The organism is Pseudovibrio sp. Ad46, assembly GCF_001623065.1.
GTDB lineage: Bacteria > Pseudomonadota > Alphaproteobacteria > Rhizobiales > Stappiaceae > Pseudovibrio.
The window spans coordinates 13,360-39,752 of sequence record NZ_LMCG01000043.1 but is presented as its reverse complement, the minus strand read 5'-3'; the positions used below and the strand labels follow the sequence as shown (position 1 = coordinate 39,752).

General features: G+C 54.0%; 24 protein-coding genes. 13 read left to right on the top strand and 11 right to left on the bottom strand.

The genetic code is table 11. From position 1 onward, the window contains the following. Positions 1-70 precede the first annotated feature (70 nt). The gene (locus PsAD46_RS11005) at positions 71-1,336 is read left to right on the top strand and encodes a vanadium-dependent haloperoxidase (RefSeq protein WP_063306855.1); all 1,266 of its coding nucleotides are present in this window, start codon (positions 71-73) and stop codon (positions 1,334-1,336) included. 142 nt (positions 1,337-1,478) lie between these two features. Continuing rightward, the gene (locus tag PsAD46_RS11000) at positions 1,479-2,009 is read left to right on the top strand and encodes a DUF2938 domain-containing protein (protein WP_063292868.1); all 531 of its coding nucleotides are present in this window, start codon (positions 1,479-1,481) and stop codon (positions 2,007-2,009) included. 75 nt (positions 2,010-2,084) lie between these two features. Here PsAD46_RS11000 and PsAD46_RS10995 read toward each other — a convergent pair whose 3' ends face one another. Beyond that, positions 2,085-2,684: a flavoprotein gene (locus PsAD46_RS10995; protein WP_063296147.1), complete on the bottom strand. Its 600-nt coding sequence runs from the start codon at positions 2,682-2,684 to the stop codon at positions 2,085-2,087. 326 nt (positions 2,685-3,010) lie between these two features. Here PsAD46_RS10995 and PsAD46_RS10990 point away from each other — a divergent pair, with 326 nt between their 5' ends. Beyond that, positions 3,011-4,024, top strand: coding sequence for an NAD-dependent epimerase/dehydratase family protein (locus PsAD46_RS10990; RefSeq protein WP_208981790.1), 1,014 nt, complete (start codon positions 3,011-3,013; stop codon positions 4,022-4,024). Between the two features lie 7 nt (positions 4,025-4,031). On the opposite strand, the gene PsAD46_RS10985 is transcribed toward PsAD46_RS10990, so the two are convergent. After that, the gene (locus tag PsAD46_RS10985) at positions 4,032-5,060 is read right to left on the bottom strand and encodes a LacI family DNA-binding transcriptional regulator (RefSeq protein WP_063306854.1); all 1,029 of its coding nucleotides are present in this window, start codon (positions 5,058-5,060) and stop codon (positions 4,032-4,034) included. Positions 5,061-5,212: 152 nt separating this feature from the next. Between PsAD46_RS10985 and PsAD46_RS10980 the strand changes: the two genes are divergently transcribed. The 4 genes from PsAD46_RS10980 to PsAD46_RS10965 are packed head-to-tail and all read left to right on the top strand — an operon-like array spanning position 5,213 to position 10,383. Then, complete coding sequence (locus tag PsAD46_RS10980) at positions 5,213-6,238, top strand: ABC transporter substrate-binding protein (RefSeq protein ID WP_063306853.1); 1,026 nt, start codon at positions 5,213-5,215, stop codon at positions 6,236-6,238. A 58-nt stretch (positions 6,239-6,296) separates the two neighbouring features. Further along, complete coding sequence (locus PsAD46_RS10975; RefSeq protein ID WP_193757744.1) at positions 6,297-8,507, top strand: iron ABC transporter permease; 2,211 nt, start codon at positions 6,297-6,299, stop codon at positions 8,505-8,507. Next, entirely contained in the window at positions 8,504-9,565 is a 1,062-nt protein-coding gene (locus PsAD46_RS10970; protein WP_057461516.1) for an ABC transporter ATP-binding protein, read from the top strand. Before PsAD46_RS10975 ends, PsAD46_RS10970 begins: the two co-directional genes overlap by 4 nt. After that, positions 9,562-10,383, top strand: coding sequence for an inositol monophosphatase (locus PsAD46_RS10965; protein WP_063292872.1), 822 nt, complete (start codon positions 9,562-9,564; stop codon positions 10,381-10,383). Before PsAD46_RS10970 ends, PsAD46_RS10965 begins: the two co-directional genes overlap by 4 nt. Before the next feature lie 76 nt (positions 10,384-10,459). Here PsAD46_RS10965 and PsAD46_RS10960 read toward each other — a convergent pair whose 3' ends face one another. The 3 genes from PsAD46_RS10960 to PsAD46_RS10950 form a co-directional block, all read right to left on the bottom strand. Beyond that, positions 10,460-12,217 carry a TRAP transporter fused permease subunit gene (locus PsAD46_RS10960; RefSeq protein ID WP_063306852.1) on the bottom strand — a complete coding sequence of 586 codons (1,758 nt, stop codon included), beginning with the start codon at positions 12,215-12,217 and terminating at the stop codon, positions 10,460-10,462. A gap of 71 nt (positions 12,218-12,288) precedes the next feature. Then, positions 12,289-13,242, bottom strand: a complete 954-nt coding sequence (locus PsAD46_RS10955) for a TAXI family TRAP transporter solute-binding subunit (RefSeq protein WP_063306851.1) — start codon at positions 13,240-13,242, stop codon at positions 12,289-12,291. A gap of 218 nt (positions 13,243-13,460) precedes the next feature. Continuing rightward, positions 13,461-14,159 carry a WYL domain-containing protein gene (locus PsAD46_RS10950; protein WP_063306850.1) on the bottom strand — a complete coding sequence of 233 codons (699 nt, stop codon included), beginning with the start codon at positions 14,157-14,159 and terminating at the stop codon, positions 13,461-13,463. Positions 14,160-14,272: 113 nt separating this feature from the next. On the opposite strand from PsAD46_RS10950, the gene PsAD46_RS10945 reads away from it, so the two are divergent. Further along, positions 14,273-14,641, top strand: a complete 369-nt coding sequence (locus tag PsAD46_RS10945; protein WP_063306849.1) for a VOC family protein — start codon at positions 14,273-14,275, stop codon at positions 14,639-14,641. A 174-nt stretch (positions 14,642-14,815) separates the two neighbouring features. Continuing rightward, complete coding sequence (locus tag PsAD46_RS10940) at positions 14,816-16,300, top strand: metallophosphoesterase (RefSeq protein WP_063306848.1); 1,485 nt, start codon at positions 14,816-14,818, stop codon at positions 16,298-16,300. Positions 16,301-16,364: 64 nt separating this feature from the next. On the opposite strand, the gene PsAD46_RS10935 is transcribed toward PsAD46_RS10940, so the two are convergent. From PsAD46_RS10935 to PsAD46_RS10920, 4 genes are all read right to left on the bottom strand, one after another. After that, positions 16,365-17,660, bottom strand: a complete 1,296-nt coding sequence (locus PsAD46_RS10935; RefSeq protein ID WP_208981789.1) for an amidase family protein — start codon at positions 17,658-17,660, stop codon at positions 16,365-16,367. 191 nt (positions 17,661-17,851) lie between these two features. Further along, a complete protein-coding gene (locus tag PsAD46_RS10930) occupies positions 17,852-18,163 on the bottom strand; it encodes a hypothetical protein (RefSeq protein ID WP_063306847.1) in 312 nt (103 codons plus the stop codon). A 245-nt stretch (positions 18,164-18,408) separates the two neighbouring features. Continuing rightward, on the bottom strand, positions 18,409-19,623 hold the full coding sequence (locus PsAD46_RS10925; RefSeq protein ID WP_057463644.1) for a hypothetical protein: 1,215 nt from the start codon (positions 19,621-19,623) through the stop codon (positions 18,409-18,411). Beyond that, on the bottom strand, positions 19,620-20,000 hold the full coding sequence (locus tag PsAD46_RS10920) for a hypothetical protein (RefSeq protein ID WP_152986716.1): 381 nt from the start codon (positions 19,998-20,000) through the stop codon (positions 19,620-19,622). Before PsAD46_RS10920 ends, PsAD46_RS10925 begins: the two co-directional genes overlap by 4 nt. A 193-nt stretch (positions 20,001-20,193) precedes the next feature. On the opposite strand from PsAD46_RS10920, the gene PsAD46_RS10915 reads away from it, so the two are divergent. Then, positions 20,194-21,201 (top strand): helix-turn-helix domain-containing protein, encoded by a 1,008-nt coding sequence (locus tag PsAD46_RS10915; RefSeq protein WP_208980549.1) that lies wholly within the window; start codon positions 20,194-20,196, stop codon positions 21,199-21,201. 27 nt (positions 21,202-21,228) lie between these two features. Here the strand turns inward: PsAD46_RS10915 and PsAD46_RS10910 are convergent, their stop codons facing one another. Then, entirely contained in the window at positions 21,229-22,122 is an 894-nt protein-coding gene (locus PsAD46_RS10910) for a LysR family transcriptional regulator (RefSeq protein WP_063306846.1), read from the bottom strand. 138 nt (positions 22,123-22,260) lie between these two features. On the opposite strand from PsAD46_RS10910, the gene PsAD46_RS10905 reads away from it, so the two are divergent. The 3 genes from PsAD46_RS10905 (at position 22,261) to PsAD46_RS10895 (ending at position 25,237) form a co-directional block, all read left to right on the top strand. Next, positions 22,261-23,016, top strand: coding sequence for a hydrolase (locus tag PsAD46_RS10905; protein WP_063288004.1), 756 nt, complete (start codon positions 22,261-22,263; stop codon positions 23,014-23,016). Between the two features lie 69 nt (positions 23,017-23,085). Then, positions 23,086-23,721: a glutathione S-transferase N-terminal domain-containing protein gene (locus PsAD46_RS10900; RefSeq protein WP_063306845.1), complete on the top strand. Its 636-nt coding sequence runs from the start codon at positions 23,086-23,088 to the stop codon at positions 23,719-23,721. Between the two features lie 112 nt (positions 23,722-23,833). Further along, the gene (locus PsAD46_RS10895; RefSeq protein ID WP_063306844.1) at positions 23,834-25,237 is read left to right on the top strand and encodes an MATE family efflux transporter; all 1,404 of its coding nucleotides are present in this window, start codon (positions 23,834-23,836) and stop codon (positions 25,235-25,237) included. Between the two features lie 167 nt (positions 25,238-25,404). Here PsAD46_RS10895 and PsAD46_RS10890 read toward each other — a convergent pair whose 3' ends face one another. Continuing rightward, positions 25,405-26,349: an ABC transporter substrate-binding protein gene (locus PsAD46_RS10890; RefSeq protein ID WP_063306843.1), complete on the bottom strand. Its 945-nt coding sequence runs from the start codon at positions 26,347-26,349 to the stop codon at positions 25,405-25,407. Positions 26,350-26,393: the final 44 nt, after the last annotated feature.

The following is a 26,393-nucleotide window of genomic DNA, read 5'->3' as shown; positions in this document are numbered from 1 at the left end:
ATTCTTTCGATTTGTGCAAAGCGAATTTCCATTCCTAGCTATAGCCGTTTTCAAATTGCGAGGTTTTAGTATGACGACCCGATTTACTTGGTTGAAGACAATTGCTTACAGCGGCGCTCTGGCGCTCGTGATTACTGGTGGAGCCGCCAAAGCAGAATTGGCTGCTGACTGGCAAGACACCGCCATGGGCCTTTTCAACGCTGAAAAATGGCCAGGAGCCAAACGCCAGCGCGCCCTGACAATTTTGCATACTGCAATGTTCGATGCCGCAAACGCAGTTGAGGGCACCTACGCTCCTTACGCATATACTGGCTCAACCAATCCGGATGCATCTGCGCAAGCAGCCGTCACTCAGGCGGCCCTGCACGTTCTGTCGACCCTTATGCCAGAGCGTAAAGCGGAGTTGGAAATTGCAGCAAAAGAGCGCCTTGCAAACCTGAAGAGCCCTCAGTCCGGCATTGCTCTGGGCCAAGCTGTTGCGGAGCAAATTCTGGCAGCGCGCGCATCAGACAACGCTAACTTCTCAACAGATTACACGCCAGGTCCAGCAGAAGCGGGTGTGTATCAGCCAACGTCTAAACGCCAGATGGTTGCGCCGAAAATTCGTGAGATGAAGCCATTTGTTCTGTCCTCTGCAACGCATTTCCGCGTGCCGCCACCTCCAGCGCTGGAGAGCATGCAGTATCAGCGTGGTCTGAGTGAAGTCGTAAAGTTGGGCGGCAAGGAAACGCAGACTAATGAGGACAACGTCTTCATCGCCAAGCTTCACGCAGGCTCCGGCTCCGGTGCATGGAACCAGATCGCTCGCAAAAGCAGTGCGTCCTGTGATCTGTCCATGCTGGAAGAAGCCCGCACACTGGCGCTTCTCAACCTTGCGCTGACAGACTCACTAGTTGCTGGTTTCAACGCAAAATATGAGTACGCGTTGTGGCGTCCGCAAACAGCAATGGAAGCTCTGGGCAAGACCTATAAGCACCCAACCCTCAAAGCCGGTATGGAGTGGAGCTCTCTGGTGCCAGCACCAATGCATCCTGAATATCCATGTCAGCATTGCACCAGCGGCAGCGCGGCTCAGAAAGTCATGGAATCCGTCTTTGGCGACGGCAAAATGGCCTTCACCTTCAACGGTAAGGGCGGTCTTTCCAAAGATTATGTCAGCTTCCAGCAGTTTGCTGAGGAAGAGTCAGAATCCCGCGTTCTTGGCGGCGTTCACTACCGCCGTTCTAACGCTGTTGGCGACATGTTGGGCTACCAGATCGGCTCTTACGTAGCAGAGACCTCTTTGCAGCCTCTGAAGCAAATCAGCGACATCAAGAAATGTGCAGGCAGCCGCTAGGTCAGCTCCTCCTGACTTAGCTTGCACTTGCAGGCCGCACTCCAATCCCCTCGCGGCCTGCTTTTTTTATCACCCCAGAAAAGGGAGCACTTGCAAGCGCCACTTCCGGCAAAGCACCCGCAGATCTAAAGGAACAGGTACTATGGAAAATCGAACTGGTTTAGCACTCCGCATTCTCTTTGTTGGCATTGGCGCAACGCTCTTCATGGATATCTGGGCCATCGCAGCAGATAGCCTCTTTGGCATTCCGCAGAGCAACTTCTCAGTGGTTGGCCGCTGGCTGGGTCATATGCTGGACGGACAATTCACGCACGAAAGCATCCGCCGCGCTGCACCTATCGCAGGAGAAGCAACCATTGGCTGGACGGTGCATTATCTGGTCGGGATCGTCTTCGTTGCAGCCTTCGTCATGATTTTTGGAAATCGTCAGCTGCAAAAACCATCCCTGATCCTTGCGATCTTGTTTGGTGTTGTGATGATCGTGTTCCCATTCTTTGTCATGCAGCCATCTCTTGGCGCTGGTGTGATGGCCTCCAACAGGCCGAACCCGGACTTCGCTCGCCTGAAAAGCCTCATGACGCACTTCTCATTTGGCCTGGGCATGTATGTCGCGCTTTGGGTTCAGACCAAGGTCTTCAAACCAATTGAAGCACCGGTTTCCTCCGCATCCTGATTGTTTCAGGATCACGAGAAAGCCCGCCGTTCTCCTGAGCGGCGGGCTTTTTGTCGGTCGGGAAAGCTGCTTAAATTAGCTCAGCTCAAGCTCTCTGCGCACCTGATATTGAGGCAGATGCTTCTTGATCTGCTCCACCACCACCTCAGGGTCTGGCAGGGATTGGTGCCCGTGGATCTTGCCCATATGCGGGTCAAAATTCTCACGCCAAACCGGATCACAAACCTCGTAACCATCCTCGCGGATCTGCGCCACATTGCGTCTGACGGAGGCTTTTTTCCACATGGGTCCGCCCATCACCGGAAAGAAGAGCACCGGAAACTCAGCAGCAAGAATGACGGTGGTCAGTCGATTGAGTGAAGATCCATTGGCAACACCAGACAGTGTATTCGCCGTTGCTGGCATCACGGCGAGAATATCGTGCTCGGCTGCGATACGTCCCGGTTTGTCGGTGGACCAGTCCTTCGGGTCATCTCCGCAGATCACCCGGTCTACGAACAGCGCGATGCTGTCCATGTTCACAAAGTTGATGGCATTGGGTGTGAACATGGCGGTGAGAGTGCAATCAATCGAATTCTTGATCTCGCGCAGATAGTTGGGTAGCAGAGTCGCATCCAGAGATGCGCTCGCCCCAATCAGAATGCGGGCTTTGTCGGGAGTGTCATTGGTGACCATGGAAAAATCCTCTCTGTAAAATCCATTTCAAGATGATGGAGGTGCCGCGCGATTGGCGCCTTTGGATGAGCGACGGAACCCTAGGGGAGGTTGTTGACTGCACCTTGGCCCGCTCATCGCGCGGTGTCTTTTTCTGGTCGCCAGATGACCTCAAATCATGCCCCACATTCCAATTGTTTCTTTGAAATGCTCTCCTCAGGTTTGCTGAGGACGACCTCTCAGATTTTCTGAGGACCTGCCTCAGAACTTCCGATGTGCAATGAGAATGTACTGCTGGCATGGTTCCATTCAGATGAGCCATCAGGCTGCTGGAACTGGAGGGATTGATGAGGGGTACTGAAATCAAAACCATTTGCGTTGCAGGAGCCAGCGGGCTGGCAGGGGCTTACATGGTCAAAGAAGCCCTGGCCCGCGGTTACCGCGTCAACGGCACCATGCGCGACATTTCCCAACTTGATAAAGTCAGTGGCCTGATGCGTTTGCCCGGCGCGGCGGAACGACTGCACCTGTTTTCAGCAGATACATCCAACTCTGAAAGGTTCGATGCGCCAATGACACAAGCGAAGGCTGTGTTCATCGCCTGCATTCCAACAACCAAACACGGTGTAGACGGGACGCCTGCTGCGGAGTTGGGTCGCGAGCGCGGCTTGAAAGAGATCATTCAACCTGCAGAACAAGCTTGTCTGAACATCCTGAAAGCAGCACATCGGCAAGGTGTTAAAACAGCAGTGCTCTGTTCCAGTACAGCCTCCGCAGAACCAGCCACCCCCTCTTTTAAAAAGCAGGAGGACAAGGACATTTCAGATGCCGAGATGCAGATTCAGCAGAGGAAATATGCGCAGGCACAAAAGACTGTAATGGAAGCAGCGGCAGAGGAGTTCACCGAGCAACATGGCATGAAGCTTTGCACCTTCTTGCCAAGCATGATGGTGGGCGCCCCTCTCCTGCCTTCGCACTTGAAAGGTCACGTTCTCAGCTTTCTTGCAAAACTACGGCACGGCAAAACAGGCTGGCACAGCACAGTTCCAGCAGGGTCCATGTCCCTCACCTCCCCGCAGGATCTTGCAAGGATGGCATTGGCCGCTTTAGAGCAGTCAGAGGCCTCCGGACGCTACTTTGCTGTGAGCGGCAGTTGGACTTGGCGCCGGATTTACCAGGAGATTGCTGAGTATGTGCCGCTAGAAGCGCTCCCAACCCCACTTGGCAAAGACCCGGAACCGCCAACGCGCTTTGACTTCAGCAAGCGCGACAGCCTTGGTGTTCCCATACGAGGCATTCAGGAGATGTTTGCGGAGTTCTATGAGGCCTATGAGCAGGTCAGGCTCGTTCCTCAAGCCTGAGACTCTGCTACTTCATAGGCACACGCGCTTTTTGCACGCTGTTACGCCACACAAACTTGGCGGGCAGCTTCACCGTTTCACTGGATGGCTGTTCCGTGGTGCACCATTCAAGACACTTGTCGATGATCTGATCCGTCGGCTGCGCAAAGGTGGTCAGGTCATATCCTTCCCATTCTGCCTGCTGAATATTGTCAAACCCAATCACTGAAAGATCATCTGGTGCGCGCAAGCCAAATCGTTGACGCGCAGCATCAATGACCCCGCACGCAATCAGGTCTGTCGTGCAGAAGATGCCATCCGGACGGTCTTCACGATCAAGCAGTGCCGTTCCCAGCTCCAGACCTGCCTGATAGGATGTGAAACCATCCACCTCACACAGAACATCAACTCCGGCTTCTTCTGCAGTGGCAAGGAAACCCTTCTGTCGTTCCACAATGCTCCAGGTCGCATTTGCAGAGTTTGCAAGGGCGATTCGCTTACATCCTGCACGCAAAAGAGCCTTCAGCGCGGTCTTGCCTGCTGCCCTGTTATCCGGCCCGATCTGTAGAGAACCCGGGAAATCTTCCTCACGATTGATCAAAACCAGCTTCATGCCATTGCTAAAACATGTGTCGGCTAAGGAAGGATCGGGCGCACCGGACAAAATAATCGCGGCTTCTGTGCGAAAACTGATGGCCTGAAGCAGTGCATCCTTCACACGCTCCTCATATCCACTGGTGTTGATAAGCATTGTTACCTTACCAGCAGCCTGTAGCCTTTCAGAGAGTTCAGCGATCATCGCAGCGCGGTGCGGCGTATCAATCTCAGCAGCGACAAGCGCCACGATACCACTTTCAGAGCGGTTGAGACTGCTTGCGAGGCGGTTGACGCGGTACCCTAGTATTTCTGCGGATTTCAATACTTTAGCGCGCGTCGCGTCAGAAACACTGGCCCCCGGAGTAAAGGTTCTGGAGACAGAAACACGGGACACGCCAGCGTGGCGCGCTACGTCCTCAGCCCTGACCTGCTGCTTTCTTGAAGACACTTTTTCCGACATCAAATTTCGCTGACTATTGTACACGTTTGCATCTGCATATCAGGAAATATCCAGAAAATAAATTAGTCTTTCTTGGAATAAAGTTGACATTGCAAAAATTTAGCCGACTATATTATGTACACGTGTACACAACGTGTTTGGGAGGAGTAAACATGAAATCCATTAAGAAAGCTTTGTTGGGTGCAACCCTCATTGTGGGTGCTGGTGCAAGCGCGGCGTCTGCAGATGAACTCAATGTCATCTGCTCCGCTGACAACGCTCTGTGCGAAAAGCTCGCAGCAAAGTTTGAAGAAAAGTCGGGTGCTGACGTCAGCATGATCCGTCTTTCTTCAGGCGAAGCTTATGCAAAGATCCGTGCAGAAGCTCGCAACCCGCAGACGGACGTATGGTGGGGTGGAACCGGAGATCCGCATCTGCAGGCAGCAAACGATCAGCTCTCTGTCGCTTACAAATCGCCAATGCTGGAAGAACTTCTGCCATGGGCTGTTGCTCAGGCTGAAACTTCCGGCTACCGCACAGTAGGCGTGTACTCTGGCGCACTAGGCTGGGGCTACAACAAAGAGATCCTCGCGGAAAAGGGCATCGAAGGCCCTAAATGCTGGTCTGACCTGCTAAATCCTGCGTTGAAGGGCGAAATCTCTATTGCAGATCCAAACTCTTCAGGCACCGCATACACCGCACTTGCTACTCTCGTTCAGTTGATGGGTGAAGAAGAAGCCTTCGAATACCTGTTGGCTATGGGCAAGAACGTATCGCAGTACACCAAGTCCGGTTCCGCTCCTGTTAAAGCAGCGGCCCGCGGTGAAGCAGGTCTCGGTATCGTGTTTATGCACGATGCAGTGAAACAGGCTGAAGCAGGCTTCCCAATTGAGGTTGTCGCTCCATGTGAAGGCACCGGTTACGAAATCGGTTCAATGTCTCTCATTGACGGTGCGCCAAACCCAGACACTGCAAAAGTGTTCTACGATTGGGTGCTAACTCCAGAAGCACAGAACCTGATGGCGGAAACTGGTTCCTACCAGATTCCATCCAACAAGGGTTCTACCCAGCCAGAAGCTGCTCCTAAGCTCGAGAACGTACGTCTGATCGACTACGATTTTGCGGAATACGGAAGCAGTGACCGCCGCAGAAACCTGCTGGCACGCTGGGACATGGAAGTTGGCGCTGCTGCAAACTGATTGAGATCGGGGCGAGTTAACGCTCGCCCCGTTTCCCCAAAAAATCTGGTTTTTCCAAATGACAAATGAAAATCGTCGGCTGGACCTCGCACTTATATGCGGCGTCCTTGGGTTGTTTATATTGCCTTGGTTCCACATTCGCAGCGGCTTTTTTGGCGGCGAATGGGTCTTGGATCTACTGAGCAAAGAGCGTTATTGGCCGGGCTTTTTCCAGCTCTTCCTAGGAAAGCTGCAACTGCTCCCCGTGTTTGCTCTTGTTGGTGCTGCCGGATATCTGCGCCTGAAATCTGCGCCGGGCCACCGTGGCAAACTGATTGCCATCATCGGTGCTCTTGGCCTGTTCTGGATGGTGCTGGAAGGCCTTTCCATTGGCCTGCGTGGCTGGAACTGGAGCCTGCTGGAAGCAACATTTGGCCGTATCGATGGTCAGCCTGCGTTTGGCGCCGGTGCCGTGTTGCTCGCACTTACCTTCACCACCTTCATTTCATTTGGCCTGGCTGAAAAGGGCGCTCTCAAAGGCGACGCGATTGTCCTCACCGCCGTCTCGCTTTTGATCCTGCTTGTAGCGACCTTCGTATTCTACCCAATTCTGTCCATGTTCGCTGGCGCGTTTCAGGATTTCCGTGGCAACTTCACCACTGAAGGTGTCATGCGGAACATCACCGATCCGCAAATCTGGAAGCTGAACTGTCTGGTTGGCGGAAGTTGCGGCATTGCATGGCGCACCATGTTCCTCGCGATTGCAACAGCGGCAGGCTCCACCCTCCTGGGCCTTGCGTTTGCACTGATCGTAACCCGCACGCAGATGCCATTCCGCAAAAGTCTGCGCACCTTGAGCATCCTGCCAATCATCACGCCTCCCTTCGTGATTGGTCTTTCTCTGACCCTGATGCTGGGCCGTACAGGCTTTGTCACCGAGGCCATTGAAGCTGCAACAGGTCTTGAGCTGGGCCGCTGGATCTACGGTCTTCCGGGGATCTGGATTGCACAGATGCTCAGCTTCACACCAATCTCCTTCCTCGTGCTGGTTGGCGTTGTTGAAGGCATCAGCCCGTCGCTGGAAGAAGCAAGCCAGACCATGCGTTCTGGCCGCTGGAGAACCTTCCGCAAAGTGTCATTGCCTCTGATGGCACCGGGTCTGGCAAACGCCTTTCTGATCGGCTTCATCGAGTCCATGGCTGACTTCGGCAACCCGATGGTTCTAGGTGGTAACGGCGGCGTGCTCTCAACAGAGATCTTCTTCGCGGTTGTTGGTGCACAGAGTGATCCGTCCCGCGCAGCAGTTCTGGCGATGATCCTCCTCGGCTTCACACTCTCTGCCTTCTTTGCGCAGCGGATGTGGCTTGGTAAGCGGAACTTCGCGACTGTAACTGGTAAGGGTGATGGTGGCCGTTACTCAAAACTGCCACGGCGTATTGCAATCCCGGTCGGCACTATTGTTGCTCTCTGGAGCTTGTTCACCGTTGCTGTGTACGGCCTGATCCTGTTCGGTGGCTTCGTGAAAGTCTGGGGTCTGGACCACAGTGTCACGCTGGCGCACTACATCACCGCGTTCTCCATCTCGTTTGAAAACGGCTTTGCCTTTACCGGCGTTGCGTGGAACAGCTTCTGGACCACAATGTGGATCGCTCTAGCCGCAGCCCCATTGACTGCTGCAGTTGGCATCCTATCCGCATGGCTCATCGTTCGTCAGGACTTCCCGGGCAAATCCGCCTTTGAATTCGGCCTGATGATGAGCTTCGCAATTCCGGGCACCGTGATTGGTATCAGCTACATTCTGGCGTTCAACCTGCCACCATTGCAGATGACAGGTACCGCTCTGATCCTGATTTTCTGCTTCGTGTTCCGTAACATGCCAGTGGGTGTGCGCGGCGGCGTGGCGGCGATGTCTCAGCTGGACAAGAATCTGGATGAAGCTTCCCTGACACTGGGTGCAAACAGCGCGCGTACACTGAAAAAAGTGATCCTGCCGCTGCTGCGTCCAGCCATTCAGGCGGCACTGGTCTACAGCTTCGTGCGTGCGATCACATCCATCTCTGCGGTCATCTTCCTTGTGAGCGCAAAATACAACATGGCGACGGCCTATGTGGTCGGTCTGGTTGAGAACGGCGAATACGGCGTGGCGATTGCCTACAGCTCCGTTCTCATCTTCGTGATGGTCACCATCATTCTCATCTTCCAGCTGCTGGTTGGTGAAAGAAAACTCCGTCGTCCGGAAAACACTCAAAAATCTCCTGCTCAGGGTAAACTGAAGGAAGTCGCAGCATGACACATTCCAAATTTGGTCAGGTCCGCTTCGAAAATGTCGGCAAAAACTACGGCGACTTTACCGCAATCCCGAACCTCAATCTCACGATTGAGCCGGGTCAGCTGGTTACCCTGCTGGGGCCATCCGGGTGTGGCAAGACAACAACCCTGCGCATGATCGCAGGGTTGGAAACCCCAACATCTGGCCGCATCATGATTGGTGGAGATGACGTCACCCGTCTTCCACCGAACGAACGTGACGTGTCCATGGTGTTCCAGTCCTACGCTCTGTTCCCGCACATGAGCGTGCTTGAGAACGTGAAATACGGCTTAGAATCCAGTGGCTTCAAAGACGCAGAAGATCTGGCTCTGAAAGGTCTCGACCTTGTCGGCCTGCGCGAAAAAGCACCGCGTCTTCCTTCCGAGCTTTCCGGTGGCCAGCAGCAGCGTGTGGCAGTTGCCCGTGCACTGGTTCTGGAGCCGCAGGTTCTTCTGCTTGATGAGCCGCTCTCCAATCTGGACGCCCGCTTGCGCCGTTTGGTGCGTACTGAAATCCGCGAAATCCAGCAACGACTTGATTTCACTGCAGTTTACGTCACCCACGACCAGGAAGAAGCGCTCGCAGTTTCCGACCGCATTGTTGTGATGCGTGACGGTCTCATTGAGCAGGATGGCACGCCCTATGAGCTTTATGAGAGCCCGGCTTCCGAGTTCATCGCGGACTTCATCGGCGAAGCAAACATCCTTGATTGTGATATCAGCGACGTAAATGCAGAGACTGCAAACGTTCAAATTGGCGGCAAGGGCTTTGACCTGCGCAGCCGTAACCACAGCATTGGCAAGGGCAAACTGGCCGCTCGTGCCAACTCCATCAAGCTCAGCAGAGATGTCAATGGCGGTCCAACCGGCAAGATCAAATCCGCGGCTTATCTGGGTGATCATTTCCAGTACGAAGTTATGAGCGACCTTGGTCTGCTGTTTGTCATCGACAACCACACAGACGAATTGCTGGAAAACGGCACCTCTGTTGGCATCGACTTTGATGCACGCGGTCTTGCACTGATTGGCGGTAAAAAATGACCACTGAAACAGTTCTGGACCAAGCTGCCGAGTTAGAGCAACGCTTCAACGTTGCCCAAAAGATGGCTGATGAAGCGGCAGCGCTTGCCCTTGAGCACTTCGCCAATCGCGATGATCTGAACATCGACACAAAACGGCATCCGCAGGATGTCGTTTCTGAAGCTGACAAAGCCGTAGAGCAGAAAATCCGCAGTCTAATCGCCAAAAACTTCCCTGAGGATGCATTGCTTGGTGAGGAATTTGGCTTTGTGGAAGGGACGACCGGTTACACCTGGGTCATCGACCCAATTGACGGAACTGCCCCTTTTCTCAATGGCTTACCGGGGTGGTGCGTGTGCATCGCCGTAACCGACAAAGACGGCGCTGCCATCGGCATCATTGATGTTCCGGTCCTCAAGGAGCGCTTTGCGGCGCTGCGCGGCAAAGGCACCACTCTCAACGGTTCCCCAGTTCGGGTGACTGATCGATTTAACCTGCAGACCGGCATGTTGGGCGTTGGCGCGAATGACCGCGTTGCTCCTGCGCAGGTCGGTAAAATGTTCGAAGACCTGATGTCCGCAGGCGTGAGCTACACTCGTTATGGCTCCGGTGCATTGATGTTGGCATGGGTCGCTGCGGGGCGCTTGGTTGGCTACGTTGAGCCGCGCATGTCTGCCTGGGACTGCATGGCTGCATACTGCCTTATCACTGAAGCTGGCGGGAAAATTCTCCCATTTCCGATGGCTGAGAACCCAAGTGCCCCGTATCCTGTTTTGGGCGCTGCCCCGCAGGTGTTCGATGAGGTTCTTGACCTCACAAATCTAACCCAGTTTGCCTAGTCTCCCGAGTAGACAACGGGTTAGATCACACTTGCAGGCGCTGTTCACCCAGAGCAGCGCCTGTTTTTTTATGCACTCAGATGAAGAGCAAAACGCCACCACCTGCGATCAGGCCACCGCGGATAAGTGGTGAGAATGGTGCGATGACTCCGTAGGAAATTGCAGAGAGCGCAAGCCCCACCTTCACTGTTGCCACCAACGACCAGACTGGCGAACTCACAAGCGTGATCAGCGTCGGATTTGCTATCATTCCCAACGGGATAAGGTAAAGGCCAATCCCCAGCGCCATCGCAAACAACGCGACCTTCAACCAGTTCTCATTGACCATACCCGCAGCGATAAACACCGCTCCGCAAACAGGGGGAGTAATGGTAGAGAGCAGCGCGAACCAGAACACGAACAGGTGTGCCTGAAGCGGCTCCAGCCCGATATCAATGAGCGCAGGACCAGCAACAGAAACGCAGATGACATAGGCCGCTGTTGTTGGCACTTCCATGCCTAACACCATGCAAGCCAGAGCCGTCAGCAGCAGCGCAGGCCACAACATGCCGCCGGAACCAGAGAGGATAAGTGAGGTGATCTTCACTCCAAGGCCAGTCACCCCAAGCGTGCCGATGATGATGGACGCACAGAGGATAATCGACGCGATCATCGCCACCTGCTTGCCGGAGTTCATCAGCGCTTGCTCGAAGCGCCCTCCGATTTTCCGCAGATCTACCTTGAAGTTTTTGTCGATCAGCAGCAGCACAACCGCAGCCATAATCGCCAGACAGGCGGCATACTGAGGGGTATAACCCAGCACGAACATGGCCCAGAGCAGTACCGTGAACGGCACAAGGAAGAACAGCGAGGTGATGATAACCGAGCGCGTATCCGGCTGGTCGTCCGCTGCCAATCCCTTCAGCTCATAGCGCCGGGCAAAGGCATTGATACCCATCCAGACCGCGAAAAAGTACAAAAATGCGGGCAAAATCGCAGCTGCCATGATGCCGGTGTAGGGAACGCCGGTCAGTTCCACCATGACAAAAGCACCTGCTCCCATCAATGGCGGCATGATTTGTCCCCCTGAGGAGGCAACAGCTTCCACGGCGGCGGCAAGTGCACGCGGGTAGCCCAGTTTGGTCATGGCCGGCAGCGTAATCGCGCCGGTAGACGCCACGTTTGCAGAAGCCGAGCCGGAGATGGAGCCGAACAAAGCCGATGAAATCACTGAGACTTTTGCAGTTCCGCCTTTCAGTTTACCTGCGGCGGCAGCGGCCACATTCATGAAACCAGCGCCTGCTTCTCCGGCATTCAAAAACGCACCGAAGATCACAAAGATCGCGACAACACCAACAGATACTCCCGTCAGCTTGCCCCATAATCCCCCTTCAGCAATGGTCATGGTACCGAGAAAACTTTCCAGCGGGACACCTGCATAGCCAAACTCACCGGGGATATGTTGCCCAAACATGCCATAGGCCAGCGCAATCAACGCCACCAGTGGCAGCGGCCAGCCAATGGCTCGACGCGCCATTTCCAGCACCGTGATCAGCAGGCCAAATGCCAGATAAAGCTGAAAATCATCAATGAGATAGCCGTATTGATCCGACAGGTCCGAGTGGTTCCATGCAATCCAACCAGCCGCGAAAACACCGAAGGCTGTGAGCACATAACCCGTCACCTTTTCAAGGGGATTACGTGCCATCAGGATGAGCGCCCAAGGCAAGGCCAGTGCCATGTGCAAAGGACGACTGACCAGATTGGGAACCAGACCGGAAAAGATCAGACCCAGATGAAACAGCACGGTGGCCAGACCGAGCACCAGCCAGACGGAACGGTGAATTCTATTCAACGAAATAACCCAGAAGGAGTAAGGCCCGAAGAATATACTCCGGGCCTGAATTTTTAATAAGATGAATGCGCTTAGCGCTGCGCGTCGGTGATTGTGTACCCAACTTCATCATAAAACTTCAGTGCACCCGGATGGATTTTGCCGCTGATGTTGCTGAGCAGATCTTTGTCTACGCCGTTCCACCATGCTGCACCCTTGCCCATTTTTTCCTTCTGGTCCCAGAAGCTTTTGGTCAGCGCATATGCGGTTGCATCATCCATCTGCGTTGTTGTGTAAGCCACAACTGGCAGAGAAGTTGTTGTGATGTCAGCGTCTTGACCAGCGTAAGTGCCAGCCGGGATCACCAGTTTGGTGCGCTTGGTCTGAGCGATCTGGTCATCAGAAAGAGACAGAACATCAACACCTGTCCCAGCAGCAGCCTCAATCACGTTTGGCGCCGGGTAAGATCCGGCGGTCACGAAACCATCAATCTGGCCGTTCTTCAGCGCAGGCACAGCGTTGGAAAGCTCTACATCTGCCAGCTCTACTTCACCTTCAAGGCCAAACAGTTTCAGGTACTTAGCACCTTCACGCGCACCAAAGGAGCCTTTGCCGATGAGGATTTTCTTACCCTTCAAGTCCGCAAAGCTCTCAATACCGCTGTCTTCACCAACAACAAAGTGCATGGTCAAAGACGGGATCGGGAACAGTGCACGGATTTCACCGAACTTGGGATTTGCCCGTTTTTCGAACATCGCCTTGCCGCCCTTGGCAAGCTTCACCAGTACAGGCGGCGTGGTGAAAACGTAGTTGCCCGGGCGCACAGCGGATTCCATCACGTTCTGAACAGAACCCTGACTTTCTTCAACGGTTACAATGATATCTCCACCTGAGGCTTCCTTCATTGCTTCCGCAATCTGTACTGCCATCTGGTAATAAGAGGATGAGGTTTTCGCTGATTTATAAGTGACGCGGGTTTCCGCCTGAGCGCTAAACGAAAACGCGACGAGTGCTGCAGCAGCCACGCATGAGTGTAATAGTTTCATGGATCATCCTCTGGAACGACAAATACTTAAAATTGCTGAGAGATTTTATCGAGTATGTGGGGTGTTTCAAGTAGGGGGATCAGCTTACCGCTGATCTGAGGCGGAAATTTTCTCATGAATGCATGACAGAACGAACAGCTTGCGCGATTTTGCGTTTTTTACGTGAAATCTGCGTTACTTGCGTTTTGGGTGCGTTCATATGAGTGTTTGTGGTGCAATCATATCAGAAGGCCGTTTTTGTCTAAAGTCTCCTGAAACTCTTCCTTGGGCAACAGCCGGAAATGATCCCCCGTCATCTCCGCCGTCAGAATTCGGTCACACCGAAATGTGCGCGGCGCATTGCGCAGATGATCAAATGCGATCACGTACCAAACCGGATAATTTAACATGAGGTAATGCGGTTCGATCCGCCGTTCAGAGGATGCACCATCCTCTCGCTTATATCCGATCGTGAGCGTCACCTGATCGATGAAGGCCTGATGCAGTGCCTGCACGACATCTTTAGGCGGGGCATTGATCGTCCGCTGCACATAGGTGGAGGCTGTCGATCCGATCAGGATGCGGGATTTCAGGCGGTTTACCTTATGCCGCTTTTCCGGCGAGAACGACGCTACCAGTTGCCGTCTGACCGAACCGAGGCTCGCCAGAAACATGGGCGAGTCCATTTGCTCAGAAACAGCGATGCTGATCAGCAAATCGACCGCTTCCGGATACGCCAGATTCATGCGCCCGACACCCCAGTTGCGATCAAGGCGGACACCTCCACCGCGACCACGATCTGCATCAATGGGCAGGCCCTGCTCGCGCATCAGCTGAAGATCCCGAGTGATTGTGCGTTCGCTGACATCATGCTGAAGGGCCAGATCTTTGACTGTACAAAGCTCTTCCTGCTTCAGCTGAACAGCCAGCAGTTCCATCCGTCTTAATCTGCCATTTGAATTTGTGCGCGCCATCGAAAAAATAGGACATTAAATGTCCTATTTGTCAATACAACCGAGGTGACCCGAGTTCAACACATGGAGATCACACGATGAAAATTGGCTATTTCACTGTCGGAACGAACAACAGAGAAGCCTCTGCCAAATTCTATGACTCACTCTTCGCGCAAGGCGGACCAAAGCAAGTTGCAGCCAATGAAAGGCTGACCTACTGGCAAAATGAGAATTTTGCCTTTGCGACGGCTCTGCCCATTGATGGAAAGCCCGCAACACATGGAAATGGTGCAATGGTTGGCTTTGGCGTCGACTCTGTCGATGAGGTCAAGAGGCTCCACAAACTGGCGATCGACCTGGGTGGCACCAATGAGGGTGATCCAAATCAGCGAGGCCCGTTCATTTCAGCCTATGTAAGAGATCTCGACCACAACAAACTCATCTTCTTCACAGAAGCAACGAGCTGAGCACCCTCCCCACACCTCAGACTGTCTTCATCCCCCAGAAGTGCAGATGAGCTGTGAGAATGCAGGTATTGCAACCTTTATACATAGGTCGCCTAATGCCTGCGGGAATGATGCTCATGTGCAGCGGTTTCGACGTGAGATCGCTGCACCTATCAGCTTCAGTTGGGGGACAATATGAACGCGCCAAATGCCGATCTGCAAAACAAGATCAGCCAGATCAGAGAGCAGCTGCAACATCTGAAAACGACGGATACAAAGCCGAAAGCCATCGCAGGGCCCAGCCTGAACCAAGCCTTGCAAGCCAGCGAGCGCATGCTGTTTGGCGAGCTCAACCAAAAGGGCCTTTTGAAATCCGCCCCACCACAAACAGATCTTGAGGGAGGCAACGTCGAGTTCGGTCTGGCCCTCTACTGGATCTTTAACCCACCCGAAGAACACGCGGATGTCCTTGCCGTTGTTAAAGAATTTCTGGAGTGGGAAGCGGGTGGACCGTTGCAGGCGCCCCTGCGGGCTGACTACAGCACCATCACGCAGCAAATCGAGCTGGGCACCTATGTCACGTCCGACGGTTCGATTTTGGGCTTCGGTAAATATGAGATGGGTGATGTCGGATGGACCACCTGCCTCGCTTATGTTGCTTACTACAAGCTCTTTCCGAGTAAAAAAGCCCCCTTCAGCACCACACCAGCGGGCATCATCGATCTGGCGGCGGGGACTTCTAAAAACGAAATCAGCATTGCAATTCTTGGAGATTGGGGCACGGGTGATTACACCAGCGATGGCGGCCCTGCCATAGCCGTGATGGACGCGATCAGCAAAAGCGCTGCGCTTGATAACCCTGACTACATCATCCATGTGGGAGACGTTTACTACGCTGGCACAGAAGCCAGTCAAGAGAGCGACAACCTCGTGAAGATGTGGCCAGCAGATCGCTTTGCAGATGGCAAACAGGCTGGGACTTCTTTCACCCTGAATTCCAACCACGAAATGTATGACGGCGCGAACGGTTATTTTAATGTTGCTCTGGATTCTGCAAACACACCTTTCAACAAGCAGCAGAAAGCCAGCTTTTTTGCGCTGAAGTTTGGTGACTGGATGATGCTGGGCCTCGACAGCGCCTACTACTCGTCCGCCTCAACACTCTTCATGGACGGCACTCTGGGCGGTAGCAAATCAAGCGTGCAAAGAGACTGGATACAGCAGGTCGTCGGGGATAAAAACGGTAGGGATGTTATTCTCCTGACCCATCATAATCCAATCAGTTTCGACGGCCTGAAAAGAGAGCCACTATGGGATGAGGCTGTTGCAGATCTGGGCGGCACCCCAGACTATTGGTACTGGGGTCATGTGCATTTAGGTGTCGCCTACGGTGACCAACTGCCCACCGCGAAAGGCACTGACGGGCGTTTTGCGAAAGTAAGATGTTCCGGCAATGCTGCAATCCCGAATGGAGCTCCCTCTGGTTTGGAGGACAAACCGCACATCGACTACTACTCGCATACTCCCTTGAAAAATAAGGAGCCTCGGGTTCGCAACGGGTTCGCCTTGATTACGCTGAGCATTGATGGGCAGATAAAAGAGAGCTTCTACGAAGTCTCCGATGGCTCGGAAGAGCCCGTCGAGGTCTGGAAGTCATCGCACCAGAAAACAACGGTATAGAGTTGGCCTCCATGCTCAGGTGAGAAAGCAGCCTGCCTGAGCATGGAGATTCATAGATTGAGCGCTATCGCAGCACATGCTCCACGGCGCGTCCTGCTGCCAACACCTGCTCGTCGTGGACCGCAGCCCCACAGATGGAAATGCTGTGTGATGGCTTGCCTGGATCAACCGGCAAGGTGAGCGATGGCATGTTTAAGAAGGCGGTGATCATGGTCAGCCGCAAAGCCTGTGCGTTGGCTTTCTGGAACGCCTCGATGCTTTCCTCAACCTCTGAGATTAGAGGCGGTACATCCGGTACCGTCGGCATCAGGACCAGGTCCCCTTTCAGCTGCCCCTCCACCTCTGACTGAAGCACCGCCCGCTGACGTCTGAGATAAGCCAGTTTCTTCGGCGTCATGGGCAGGGCATGTTCCAGACGGGCTTTGATCTGCGGGTCGATCTGGTCTTTGCTCAGGTCCACAAACTGCGAGATCTGCTCCCGCGCTTCCACGCTGACCAGCGTTCCATGCTCAGAAAACAGCAGATGCGCCTTCAAAATTGGCCGCAAATCACGGCGGACGATATGGATGCCAGCGGCAACAAGCGTATCGATGCAATGCTCAAACATCTCCATAATCTCAGCGGAGATGCCCAGTCCTTCCAGATCCGGCACCACAAGGCGGAAGGCCCGTTCCTCTACATCCTTATTATCAGGTAAGGTTTTGCCACTCATCACCGCATCAAGCGCGCAGATGCCGTCAACCGTTCGCGCCATCGGCCCCAGCACATCAAGGCTCGCCCCAAGCGGCACAACGCCTTCCATGGGATAGCGCCCCATGGTCGCCCGATACCCGCAAATGCCCTGAAAGGCAGCAGGAACCCGCGTAGAACCGGAGGTGTCACTGCCAATCGCCAGATCGCAAATGCCGTTGGAAATTGCTGCCGCACTGCCAGAGGACGAGCCGCCCGGAATAAGCGCTGCATCCAACCCGTTGGGTGCATTACCATAATGGGGGTTGAGCCCGATGCCAGAAAACGCAAACTCGGTCATATTGGCAGGCCCGATGGGAATGCCCCCCGCCTCAATCACCTGCTGCACCACCGCTGCATTCTCAGCTTCAATCTCGGTGGCATAAACAGCAGAGCCCGCCGTCGTTGCCCGCCCTTTCAGCGCAATATTCCCTTTGATCGCAACAATCTGCCCATCAATAGCACTCAGCTTCTGCCCTGCCACGCGCCGCGCATCCGCCGCTGCAACCAACTCCTCAACCTGCTCCCGATTGAGCCCAATAAAGATGCCCCGGAGTTCCTCCCCCCCAAGCCGCTGCCAAAGCCCCGCAAGATCACCCAGTTCCACCATGCCAGAGCTCCATCCAACCATTCACCCCACCCATACTAAAACCAGCAATTCCAAGGTGTCAAAGCTGGAATGTGAGAGAACCGATCACATATTACAAACGCAGGAGCCGGCTCCTCAAACAGAAAAAAGGCCTCTCGCGATGAGAGGCCTTTTGTGGTTGGTCACCCATGATGCCAGGACGGTGGGACATCTGGGAGGGACGGTAGTCTCCCTTATGGATTTACAACCACATAAACTGTTGCACCGTTTTCGACGATGGCTTGATAATAGACGCCACCGCAGTTGTAGTAAGCGTTGTAAGGTGTGCAGCCTGCGATGTCTTGGCGACGGTTGACACGGCGGGATGTGCGACGGGCGGTCCGGCGAGCTGCATTGCGTTCTGCTGTCTGGGCATTTGCCTCACCGATTTTGAAGGAGATTGGTGAGATGGACTTGGTGCCAGGCTGCGAAGGTCTTGGGTTATAATCCACTGTGTAACCAACGGAGAGGGCAACTGCTGCGATTGTCAGGGCTTTGATAGACATTTTTCTTCTTCTTTTTATTGGTGGTCGTAAGGTTTTGCTTCGGCTTTCAGGGTTCTCGCCGCTGGTCCTTACTGCTCTGACCACTGGGTTGCTTTGAAGAGAACGGGTTGCTCAGATTGCCAGTTAGGCTGCTCTCTTCGGTGGTACTCCCGAGCGGAACCAGTCCGGATCCTTGAGTTCTTGATCGGTTTACTTTCCGTCTTCGGGAGAAAACTGTTTTCTTTGGGTTTTCTAATCTGATCGCCTTAGTGAGCAGATCCTGCAAGGCCAATTCCGATTGCAAGGCCAAGCCATGCTTTTACTCGAAGGCCGACTGCTTTGATGACGCCGAGGGCTGAGATCACGTGGGCTGTTACACCGCCTGACATGTCGCCTTTCAGGTCTGTTGTATAGGTCTGCACAACACATCCGCTGCCTGGGACCAGATACTTCTGGTGTTCCGGATAGACCAGATCGAGGTGAGCGACGACCTGACCACGTTTGGCGCGTTCTCCTGGTTCCATCAGCTTGCCGGATGGTGCCATCTGGCCGGAGGAGATTGATTTTTGAATGCGAGAGATCCGTGCTGGAAGAACCGTGTGGAACATTGCAATGTTAAAGTTACTTTCACAGGCGATCTCAGCTGCCATGCCTTCGTAAAGTTCAGTGCGGGAAACCTGAGAGAAACCAGCAACCACACGAGAACCTTCCTTTTGGGTTCGGTCCGGGATGATCACCATGGCCGGAGCCATTGCTGCCTGTGCTGCTCGGGCTCCAACATGCAGGGTCACTTGCTCAACAACACCATCAACCAGACTGTAAACCCGTGTCTTTTTCAGTTCTATTTCAGCCTGCTCAAGTGTGGACTGGGCACTTGCCAGTTGTGATGGAAGAGTAGAGTGCGCTTGCACTTTTGCAGCTTCCAGTTTTGCTTTCGCTGCTTTCACATCTGCCACACTGGTGTCTCGCTGCGAAATCGCACGTTCCAATCGGGCTCGCTGGAAAGCTGCAGAGTTTTTCATCTTAAGCTCTTCGTGGTCCGCCAACGTCATCTCAGCCTGATTCAGACCTGTTTTGGCTGCATCCAGCGCTGCATCTGCAGTTTCCACTTCCAGATGTGCGGTTTTGATAGCGCTTTTGATTTCGTCAATCTTGCGGTTTGCATGATCAACTTTGGCCTTTTCCATTGCACTTTCTGTGCTGAACAGCGGGTCGCCAACTTTGACACGGTCGCCACCAGTGACGAAGACTTCTGTGACTGTTCCACCGTTTTCGGCAACAACCGGAACGGTCTTAAAAGGAACGATGCCTGTAAACGACTTCGGGTAGTAATAGAACACCGCAAAGAAGACGGCGAGAGCCATAAACACCCATAAAACCAAGGCATAATGCACGTTGTAGAGAGTAATCGGCATGCCCTTCCAGCGCAGGTACCATACCCGCAGCACGAAAGGAAAAGAGGTGACAAGAAGCTCAATCATTTGTTTGCCTCCTGCATTTTAGGAGTCCACCACAGCATAAAATCGCGAGCGATCGCTGTAAGGATCAGGGAGGCCGGAAGCAAGATGCTGAAATGAGACAGGGCCGGCATAACTTCATAGGCAAGGGCTACAGTCAGCATCACTGGCACTGTTGTGCGAAGCGGTGTTCCCTTTGCCTTGTGTTCCGCATAGCGGTCAAAGCGGGAATAAAGATGCACAATCAAAAGAAAGGCCAGAAAGAAAACAACAATACTGACAATGGAGTAACTGTCAGATTCTCCTGGTGGAACCCACCAGCGTGGTTCACCACCTGCCGCTGAGGCTTCGGTGGTTAATGCGCCAACTACCATGACGCTTGAAAGGATGATCGACTTCACGGTGAATGTCCTTTGCTTTGATTAGAAAGCTACCGTCCTAGGCAGCACCGTTTGTTGATGTTCGTAAATTAACGTATGAGCAAAGGACGTTCTTTAGAGTTCTGGCCATCGATTTTTGATTTCTGGACATTTGAGAGGCTAATCGACGCAAAAGAATGTTGAGGCGCCCCTCTCAGACAGAGTGGAAGTCAGCATGACACGCATAAGCGCCTACCGATTGCGCCATGCAGCGCAAGTATATGGGCGGGAGCCAAACGCGGCTCTCGGCTTTGACAAGATCCTGGAGGCTGTCGGTGTTTCAGTGGAAGAGCTGAGCAACGCAACAGCAAGAATAGATCTGCAACGAGAAGCCGCCGCGCTGGAAACAGCCTGCGAGGCTTTGGAGGACCCAACCTTCGCGGCTCGTGCTGGCCTCGCATCACCGGGAGCGAAGACACTACTGGCGTATTTGGCTCAGGCCAGTGACAACATCGGACAAGTGTTTCGCTTCGCGCAAAAATACTACGCATTGGAAGACCCGGATCTTCGCTTTGATCTGGATGGCAGTGAAGCTGAGCCCACCATTTGCCTGAGCAGTGACATTCTCAGCGCGCATCAATTCCCAAGACATCGCGAGTTCCTGGTGTTTGGCTTGCTCAAGCGCACAGAGCAAATTGCAGGTGATGGCTTTGGAAAGATGTCCGTCATGTTGGAATGTGAGGACACAGAGCACTGCGCGCGTCTTTCTGAGTTGGCAGACTGCGAGGTTACAGGCGTTCAATCAATCAACGGCGTGAGGTTGCCCACTGGTGGGTTCGAGTTTCAGATCGCGACTTCCGACACAGCTTTGCGAGAGCATTTGCTCAAACATGGAGAGGAACGACTGAGCCAGCTGCCGCAAAACCGAACCGGCCTGTCTGCCAAAGTCATCAAACTGGTGCGCTCCCGCTTACCCGGCAGCCTGCCGAGCGGCGATGAGGTAGCCAAAGAACTCTGCATGACCCGCCGGACCCTGACGCGCAAACTCTCCGAGGAAGGCACCAACTTCAAGTCTCTGGTGGAATCTGCCCGTTGCGATCTGGCAAAACGTTTGCTGGTGGGAACAGACAGCATCGCCCAGGTCGCCTTCCTGCTCGACTTCGCCGACCAAGCCGCCTTCTCCGTCGCCTTCAAACGCTGGACCGGCGCTACCCCCGCAGTATTCCGCAAGGCGAAGACGTAGAGAACATGCGCCTTTGTAAAACCTCCCCTACTTCGCCAGCAGGTCGGAGGTGTTTAAGAGGTCCATGAAGGTGCGGACGTTGAGGGAGAGTTGTTTGCTGCTGGGGTAGATGGCGTAAAGGCCTTGTGTTGGGGTGGCGTAGCCTGTCAGGATGTGTGTCAACGCTCCGGTTTGCAGAGCCTCCTCAGCTGCTCTTTCCGGAAGTAGGGCAACGCCAATTCCCAAAGCGGCAGCACCGGATGCCATGGAGATGCTTTGGGCAGCCAGCCTTGGTTTATGCCGTGCGAAAAACTCTGTGCCTTTGCCGTTCACCATGCGCCATGTGGTCTGACCCAATGTGGCTCCGTGAACAATGGAAGGAAACTCTGCCAGATCCTCCAGTTTTTTCGGCTCTCCTAAAACCTCCAGAAGCTTTGGACTGGCGCAGAGAATGCGGTGGGTGGAGGACAGTTTGCGGGCTATCAACGATGAATCCTGCAACTCGCCGAAGCGCAGCGCCAGATCAATCCGCTCCTCAATCAGGTCTACATATTCATCGCTCAGCAACAACTCCACTCTGGTTTTGGGATAGCGGGCAAGATACGTCGCCACCACATCACCAAAGGCTCCCTCCCCAAATGCAGCCGGGGCCGCGATGCGCAAGATGCCTGAGGGCGTTGCCGTGCTTTCATCCACCAGCTGGGTTGCTGCGGAAAGCTCATCCACGCCGCGCTTGCACCGCTCATAAAAGGATCGCCCGATGTCCGTAAGGGTGACTTTGCGCGTTGTCCGGTGAAACAAGCGCACGCCGAGGCTTTCCTCCAGAATGCTGATCTTGCGACTGATGCTGCCTTTGGGGATGCCAATGACCTCTGCCCCACCGGAAAATGTACCCACATCCGCGACAGCTACAAAGGCTGCGATTGCATTCAGATCAGCCATATCTGCTCCATCTAATTAACTCATATAGGAAATAGTAAAACGCATTTAGTGCAGATTGTGCAACAATAAATTTCCGCCTAATTTTCCCCTACAGCAAGTTCATCACACAAGAACAACTCAAACCACGAGGAACACCAGATGTTCTCAGCATTGAAGCCAGTGATCGCAGCGGTAGGGATCGCACTCTTTTCAACCAGTTTGCCTGCCCTTGCCGATGCACCAAAGATCAAGACCGTCAACGGTGTCGCGTCTTACCCGGAAGGATATCAGGGCACTCCGGTTCGGGCGGCAGATGAAGATCCATTTCTGTCCCCCTCAAACTCTGCACTCATCCTCATCGACTACCAGCCACCAATCCTGGCAGGGGTTAAGAACATTGATCATGAAACGCTGATCAACAACACAACCGGCCTCATCAAAACCGCCGTCATCTACGATATCCCGATCATCTTCAGCCACGTCGCCGTGGGGTTGAACGGGTATGACCCGATGATTGAAGAGCTGCAGAAGCTTGCTCCGAATGCCGTTTTCATTGACCGCACAAGCGTCAACGCCTGGGAAGAGCCAGAGTTTGTTGAAGCAGTGAAAGCAACCGGACGCAAGAAGCTCATCATGGGCGGTCTCTGGACGGATGTCTGCCTCGCCTACCCGGCAATTGAAGCGGAAGCAGCTGGCTATGATGTGTATGTGCCCGAAGACGCCGTCGGTTCCATCACCCAACTCAGCCACGAAAACGGCATGCGCCGCATGATTGAAGCCGGCGTCGAGCCGATCACCTGGAACGTTGTTCCTGCTGAACTGCAGCGCGACCATGCCCGCACCGACAAGCTGCAAGCTGTCACCCGCGTTTTCATGGAGCACCTGTTCAAGGTGGATCCTGACCAGACCTGGTGATCGGCAGTATTGGGGAGCAGAAGCTCCCCTTCCAACCCAATCAAACCCATAGTTAAAGCGAGAGATCCCATGAAACTCTATTCAGCCCCTGGCACTTGCGCCACCGCCATGCACATCGCTCTTGAATGGATCGGCAAGCCTTATGAAGTCGAGCACGTCGATTTCCCGACCATGAAGTCTGAAGAGTATCTCAAACTAAACCCGTCTGGTGTTGTGCCAACACTGGTGGATGGTGACCTTGCTCTGCCAGAAGGCATGGCAATCCTCCTGCATCTGGTGGATCAGAACCCGCAAGCGAACATTGGACCAGCTGCAGGCACTGCAGACAGAGTGCATCTGCACCGTTGGCTTGCCTACCTTTCCGGCACGCTGCACCCGTATTTCTGGCCAGTGTTCATGCCAATGCGCTTTACCACAGATGCAAATGGCTATGACGATGTGAAAGCCGCTGCAAAGCAGCTGGTCGACAAAGCTCTGACGCAGATTGACCAGCATCTTGAAGGCCGGAACTGGATGGTTGGCGAGACAAAATCCGTTGCAGATGCCTTCCTCTACGCCATGGCAAGCTGGGCCTATGGGTTTGAAAAGCCAACATCTGAGTACAAGAACATCGATGCTCTGGTACGCAAACTGGCCGCTGATCCCGCTGTTCAACAAGTTCATGCAGCACAAGGGACATCCCCAAAAGTCCCTGTTGCTGCCTGATGCCCCCCCAATAACGACATATGGGCCGAAGCGCCCTCGGGTGGTGACAGTTTCTCCGCCCGGGGGCGTCTGATCCGACCTTGCATGCCATCCCAAGCCAGTGAGTGAACCCATGAACACGCAGTCCAACCCCATGATGGAAGTACCCGTCAACACAATGCTTTTGCGCATGGCAGCCCCCATCAGCCTTGGCATGCTTTCCACCTTCCTGTTCCAGATCGTCGACAGCTATTTTGTCGGCAAACTGGGGTCCAATGAACTGGCGGCTCTGGCGTTCTCTTCCAGTGCTTTCTTTCTGTTTGCCGCAGTGTTCATGGGGTTTTCAGTTGGCGTTTCCTCTGTCATCGCCAGGGCGGTGGGTTCCGGTGAACGCCAGAAAGCCAAAATGCTGACCATGGTGTCTCTGGCGCTTGTGGTCCTTGTCGCCGTTTCTCTCAGCTTTGCCGGGCGCGCGTTTATTGGCCCGACGTTCTCCGCGCTTGGCGCTTCAAAGGACATCCTTCCTTTGCTTGATGCGTACATGGGCACGCTTTATCTGGGTCTCCCACTGCTGATGCTTGGCATTGTTGGCAGCGGCGCAGCGCGGGCTGTTGGCATCACCAAGCAAACGGAAGTGGTTTTTGGCATTGCCGGTGTGATCAATCTGGTCTTTGACTACCTGCTCATCTTCGGCATCGGCCCGTTTCCTGAGCTGGGTCTGGCAGGGGCGGCCTGGGCTACCGTGCTGTCCTTTGGCTTCATCTTTCTGGGTGTGATGTTCATCCTCACTCGGCAAAACCTGATTGGCTTGAGCAAACTTGACGGCGCGCTGTCTGGCCTTGCGGAAATTCTGAAGTTCTCCCTTTCAACAATCTCCATGCAGATGCTTGTGCCAACCACCGGCATTTTCACAACCTTCCTGCTGGCTGATTATGGATCGCAGGCTGTTGCTGCCTTTGGGATTGTTGGGCGAATTGAATCCCTCGCCCTGATCGGCATCTTCGCCGTTTCCATGGCCGTCACCCCGTTCATTGCGCAAAACTTTGGGGCGAAGGAACATGAACGTATCGACCAGGCGGTCATCTTTGCAGGCAAAGCCTCGTTTTATCTCGGCATCCTCCTGTTCGCCGTCCTCGCTCTGCTTGGCCCTTCCATCGCGGCCATTTTCTCTGATGATCCAGCAGTCATCAATTTCGTGAGCATCTACTTCAAGATTGTTGCAGTCTCCTACGCATTTCAGGGTCTTATCGCAGTCACCGTCGCCATCTTTAACGGCCTGCAGATGCCGCGCATTGCACTGAAGATTATGCTGGTGCGCACCTTCGTGCTGGTCTTCCCGTTGCTCTTCATAGGTTCAAAGCTCGGGCTCTGGTGGATCCTCGCAGGTCTTGCAGCCGGCAACATCCTCGCCGCCACCTACGCCGCATACCTGATGCGCCAGTCCGAACGAAAATGGAACCGCCCCACCGCAAAGGCAAAACCGTGGTTGGAGTTTAGGCAGGATCTGAGGAAGTTAATTTCAATTGCAAAGAGCTAGGAACAAAAAAGGCCTCTCGTGATGAGAGGCCTTTTGGTTTTTGTCTCAGATAACCGAGTAATGCTTAGAGCGTGTTGCGTTCATTTGCATTCACGCCTCACGCTCTAATTTCTTTACTTTCAGCGAATCCTTGTCGTTTGATTGAATTCAATCAAACGGAACGCGCTCTAGTCGTAGAGGACTGCTGCGATTTCTGGGTCGTCTATGTTGGAGGCGTCGTAGTAGTAGAAGCCGGTGTCGATGTTGGATGGGACATCTTTGCCCTGTGAGGCCATGACGGCGGCTTTGACGGTTTCATAACCGATGCCGACCGGGTTCTGGGTGATCGCACCTGCCATCAGGCCGCTGCGGACGGCGTCTTTCTGGGCGCGGCCAGAATCGTAGCCGATGATCACAACATCTTTGCTGCCCATTTCACGTACGCCGTTGGCAACACCGATTGCGGAGCCTTCGTTGGTGCCAAAGACGCCTTTGATGTCCGGGTTAGCTGTCAGGATCGCTTTGGTCAGCTCGGTGGACTTGAGCTGGTCGCCGCCGCCGTATTGAACGGTGACAACTTCGATATCCGGATAGTTTTTCATCTGGTTGAGGAAGCCATCGCGGCGATCAATGCCGGTGCGGCTGGTCTGGTCGTGCGCAACCACGGCCACTTTACCGGTTTTGCCTATCAGCTCTGCCATTTTGTCAGCTGCAAGGCTTGCTGCTGCCACGTTGTCGGTTGCGGCCAGCGCGACAGGAATTTCGCTTTCCACGCCGCTGTCGAATGCGATGATCGGAATACCAGCGGACTGTGCCTGACGCAGCAGTGGAATAGCAGCCTGACTGTCCAGCGCGGCAAAGCCGATGGCTGCCGGGTTCTTGGCCAGTGCTGCGGCCAGCATGTCGATCTGGCGATCCACCATGGCTTCACTGTCCGGGCCCTCAAAAGTGATTTCAACGTTCAGCTCAGCGGCTGCATTGTCGGCACCTGCCTTCACAGCTTGCCAGAACTGGTGCTGGAAGCCCTTGGAGATCAGCGGGATGTAAACCTTATCCGCTGCGAATGAAAGCGAGCTGGTTGCAAGCAATGTTGCTGAGGCCAAGGCCCCAATCAAAGTACGACGTGTAAACATAATATTTCCTCCCAATGAAATAATTTAGAGCGTGTTCCGTTGGA

Excerpts from the sequence above, each read along its gene's own strand:
- PsAD46_RS10935 (WP_208981789.1), bottom strand. The coding sequence starts at position 17,660 with ATGGTTGGATGGAGCTCTGGCATGGTGGAACTGGGTGATCTTGCGGGG.
- PsAD46_RS10955 (WP_063306851.1), bottom strand. The coding sequence starts at position 13,242 with ATGAAACTATTACACTCATGCGTGGCTGCTGCAGCACTCGTCGCGTTT.
- PsAD46_RS10915 (WP_208980549.1), top strand. The coding sequence starts at position 20,194 with ATGACACGCATAAGCGCCTACCGATTGCGCCATGCAGCGCAAGTATAT.
- PsAD46_RS10985 (WP_063306854.1), bottom strand. The coding sequence starts at position 5,060 with ATGTCGGAAAAAGTGTCTTCAAGAAAGCAGCAGGTCAGGGCTGAGGAC.
- PsAD46_RS11000 (WP_063292868.1), top strand. The coding sequence starts at position 1,479 with ATGGAAAATCGAACTGGTTTAGCACTCCGCATTCTCTTTGTTGGCATT.
- PsAD46_RS10905 (WP_063288004.1), top strand. The coding sequence starts at position 22,261 with ATGTTCTCAGCATTGAAGCCAGTGATCGCAGCGGTAGGGATCGCACTC.
- PsAD46_RS10910 (WP_063306846.1), bottom strand. The coding sequence starts at position 22,122 with ATGGCTGATCTGAATGCAATCGCAGCCTTTGTAGCTGTCGCGGATGTG.
- PsAD46_RS10990 (WP_208981790.1), top strand. The coding sequence starts at position 3,011 with ATGAGGGGTACTGAAATCAAAACCATTTGCGTTGCAGGAGCCAGCGGG.
- PsAD46_RS10930 (WP_063306847.1), bottom strand. The coding sequence starts at position 18,163 with ATGTCTATCAAAGCCCTGACAATCGCAGCAGTTGCCCTCTCCGTTGGT.
- PsAD46_RS10890 (WP_063306843.1), bottom strand. The coding sequence starts at position 26,349 with ATGTTTACACGTCGTACTTTGATTGGGGCCTTGGCCTCAGCAACATTG.
- PsAD46_RS10975 (WP_193757744.1), top strand. The coding sequence starts at position 6,297 with ATGACAAATGAAAATCGTCGGCTGGACCTCGCACTTATATGCGGCGTC.
- PsAD46_RS10940 (WP_063306848.1), top strand. The coding sequence starts at position 14,816 with ATGAACGCGCCAAATGCCGATCTGCAAAACAAGATCAGCCAGATCAGA.
- PsAD46_RS10895 (WP_063306844.1), top strand. The coding sequence starts at position 23,834 with ATGAACACGCAGTCCAACCCCATGATGGAAGTACCCGTCAACACAATG.
- PsAD46_RS10970 (WP_057461516.1), top strand. The coding sequence starts at position 8,504 with ATGACACATTCCAAATTTGGTCAGGTCCGCTTCGAAAATGTCGGCAAA.
- PsAD46_RS10925 (WP_057463644.1), bottom strand. The coding sequence starts at position 19,623 with ATGATTGAGCTTCTTGTCACCTCTTTTCCTTTCGTGCTGCGGGTATGG.
- PsAD46_RS10995 (WP_063296147.1), bottom strand. The coding sequence starts at position 2,684 with ATGGTCACCAATGACACTCCCGACAAAGCCCGCATTCTGATTGGGGCG.
- PsAD46_RS10980 (WP_063306853.1), top strand. The coding sequence starts at position 5,213 with ATGAAATCCATTAAGAAAGCTTTGTTGGGTGCAACCCTCATTGTGGGT.
- PsAD46_RS10950 (WP_063306850.1), bottom strand. The coding sequence starts at position 14,159 with ATGGAACTGCTGGCTGTTCAGCTGAAGCAGGAAGAGCTTTGTACAGTC.
- PsAD46_RS10965 (WP_063292872.1), top strand. The coding sequence starts at position 9,562 with ATGACCACTGAAACAGTTCTGGACCAAGCTGCCGAGTTAGAGCAACGC.
- PsAD46_RS10900 (WP_063306845.1), top strand. The coding sequence starts at position 23,086 with ATGAAACTCTATTCAGCCCCTGGCACTTGCGCCACCGCCATGCACATC.
- PsAD46_RS10945 (WP_063306849.1), top strand. The coding sequence starts at position 14,273 with ATGAAAATTGGCTATTTCACTGTCGGAACGAACAACAGAGAAGCCTCT.
- PsAD46_RS11005 (WP_063306855.1), top strand. The coding sequence starts at position 71 with ATGACGACCCGATTTACTTGGTTGAAGACAATTGCTTACAGCGGCGCT.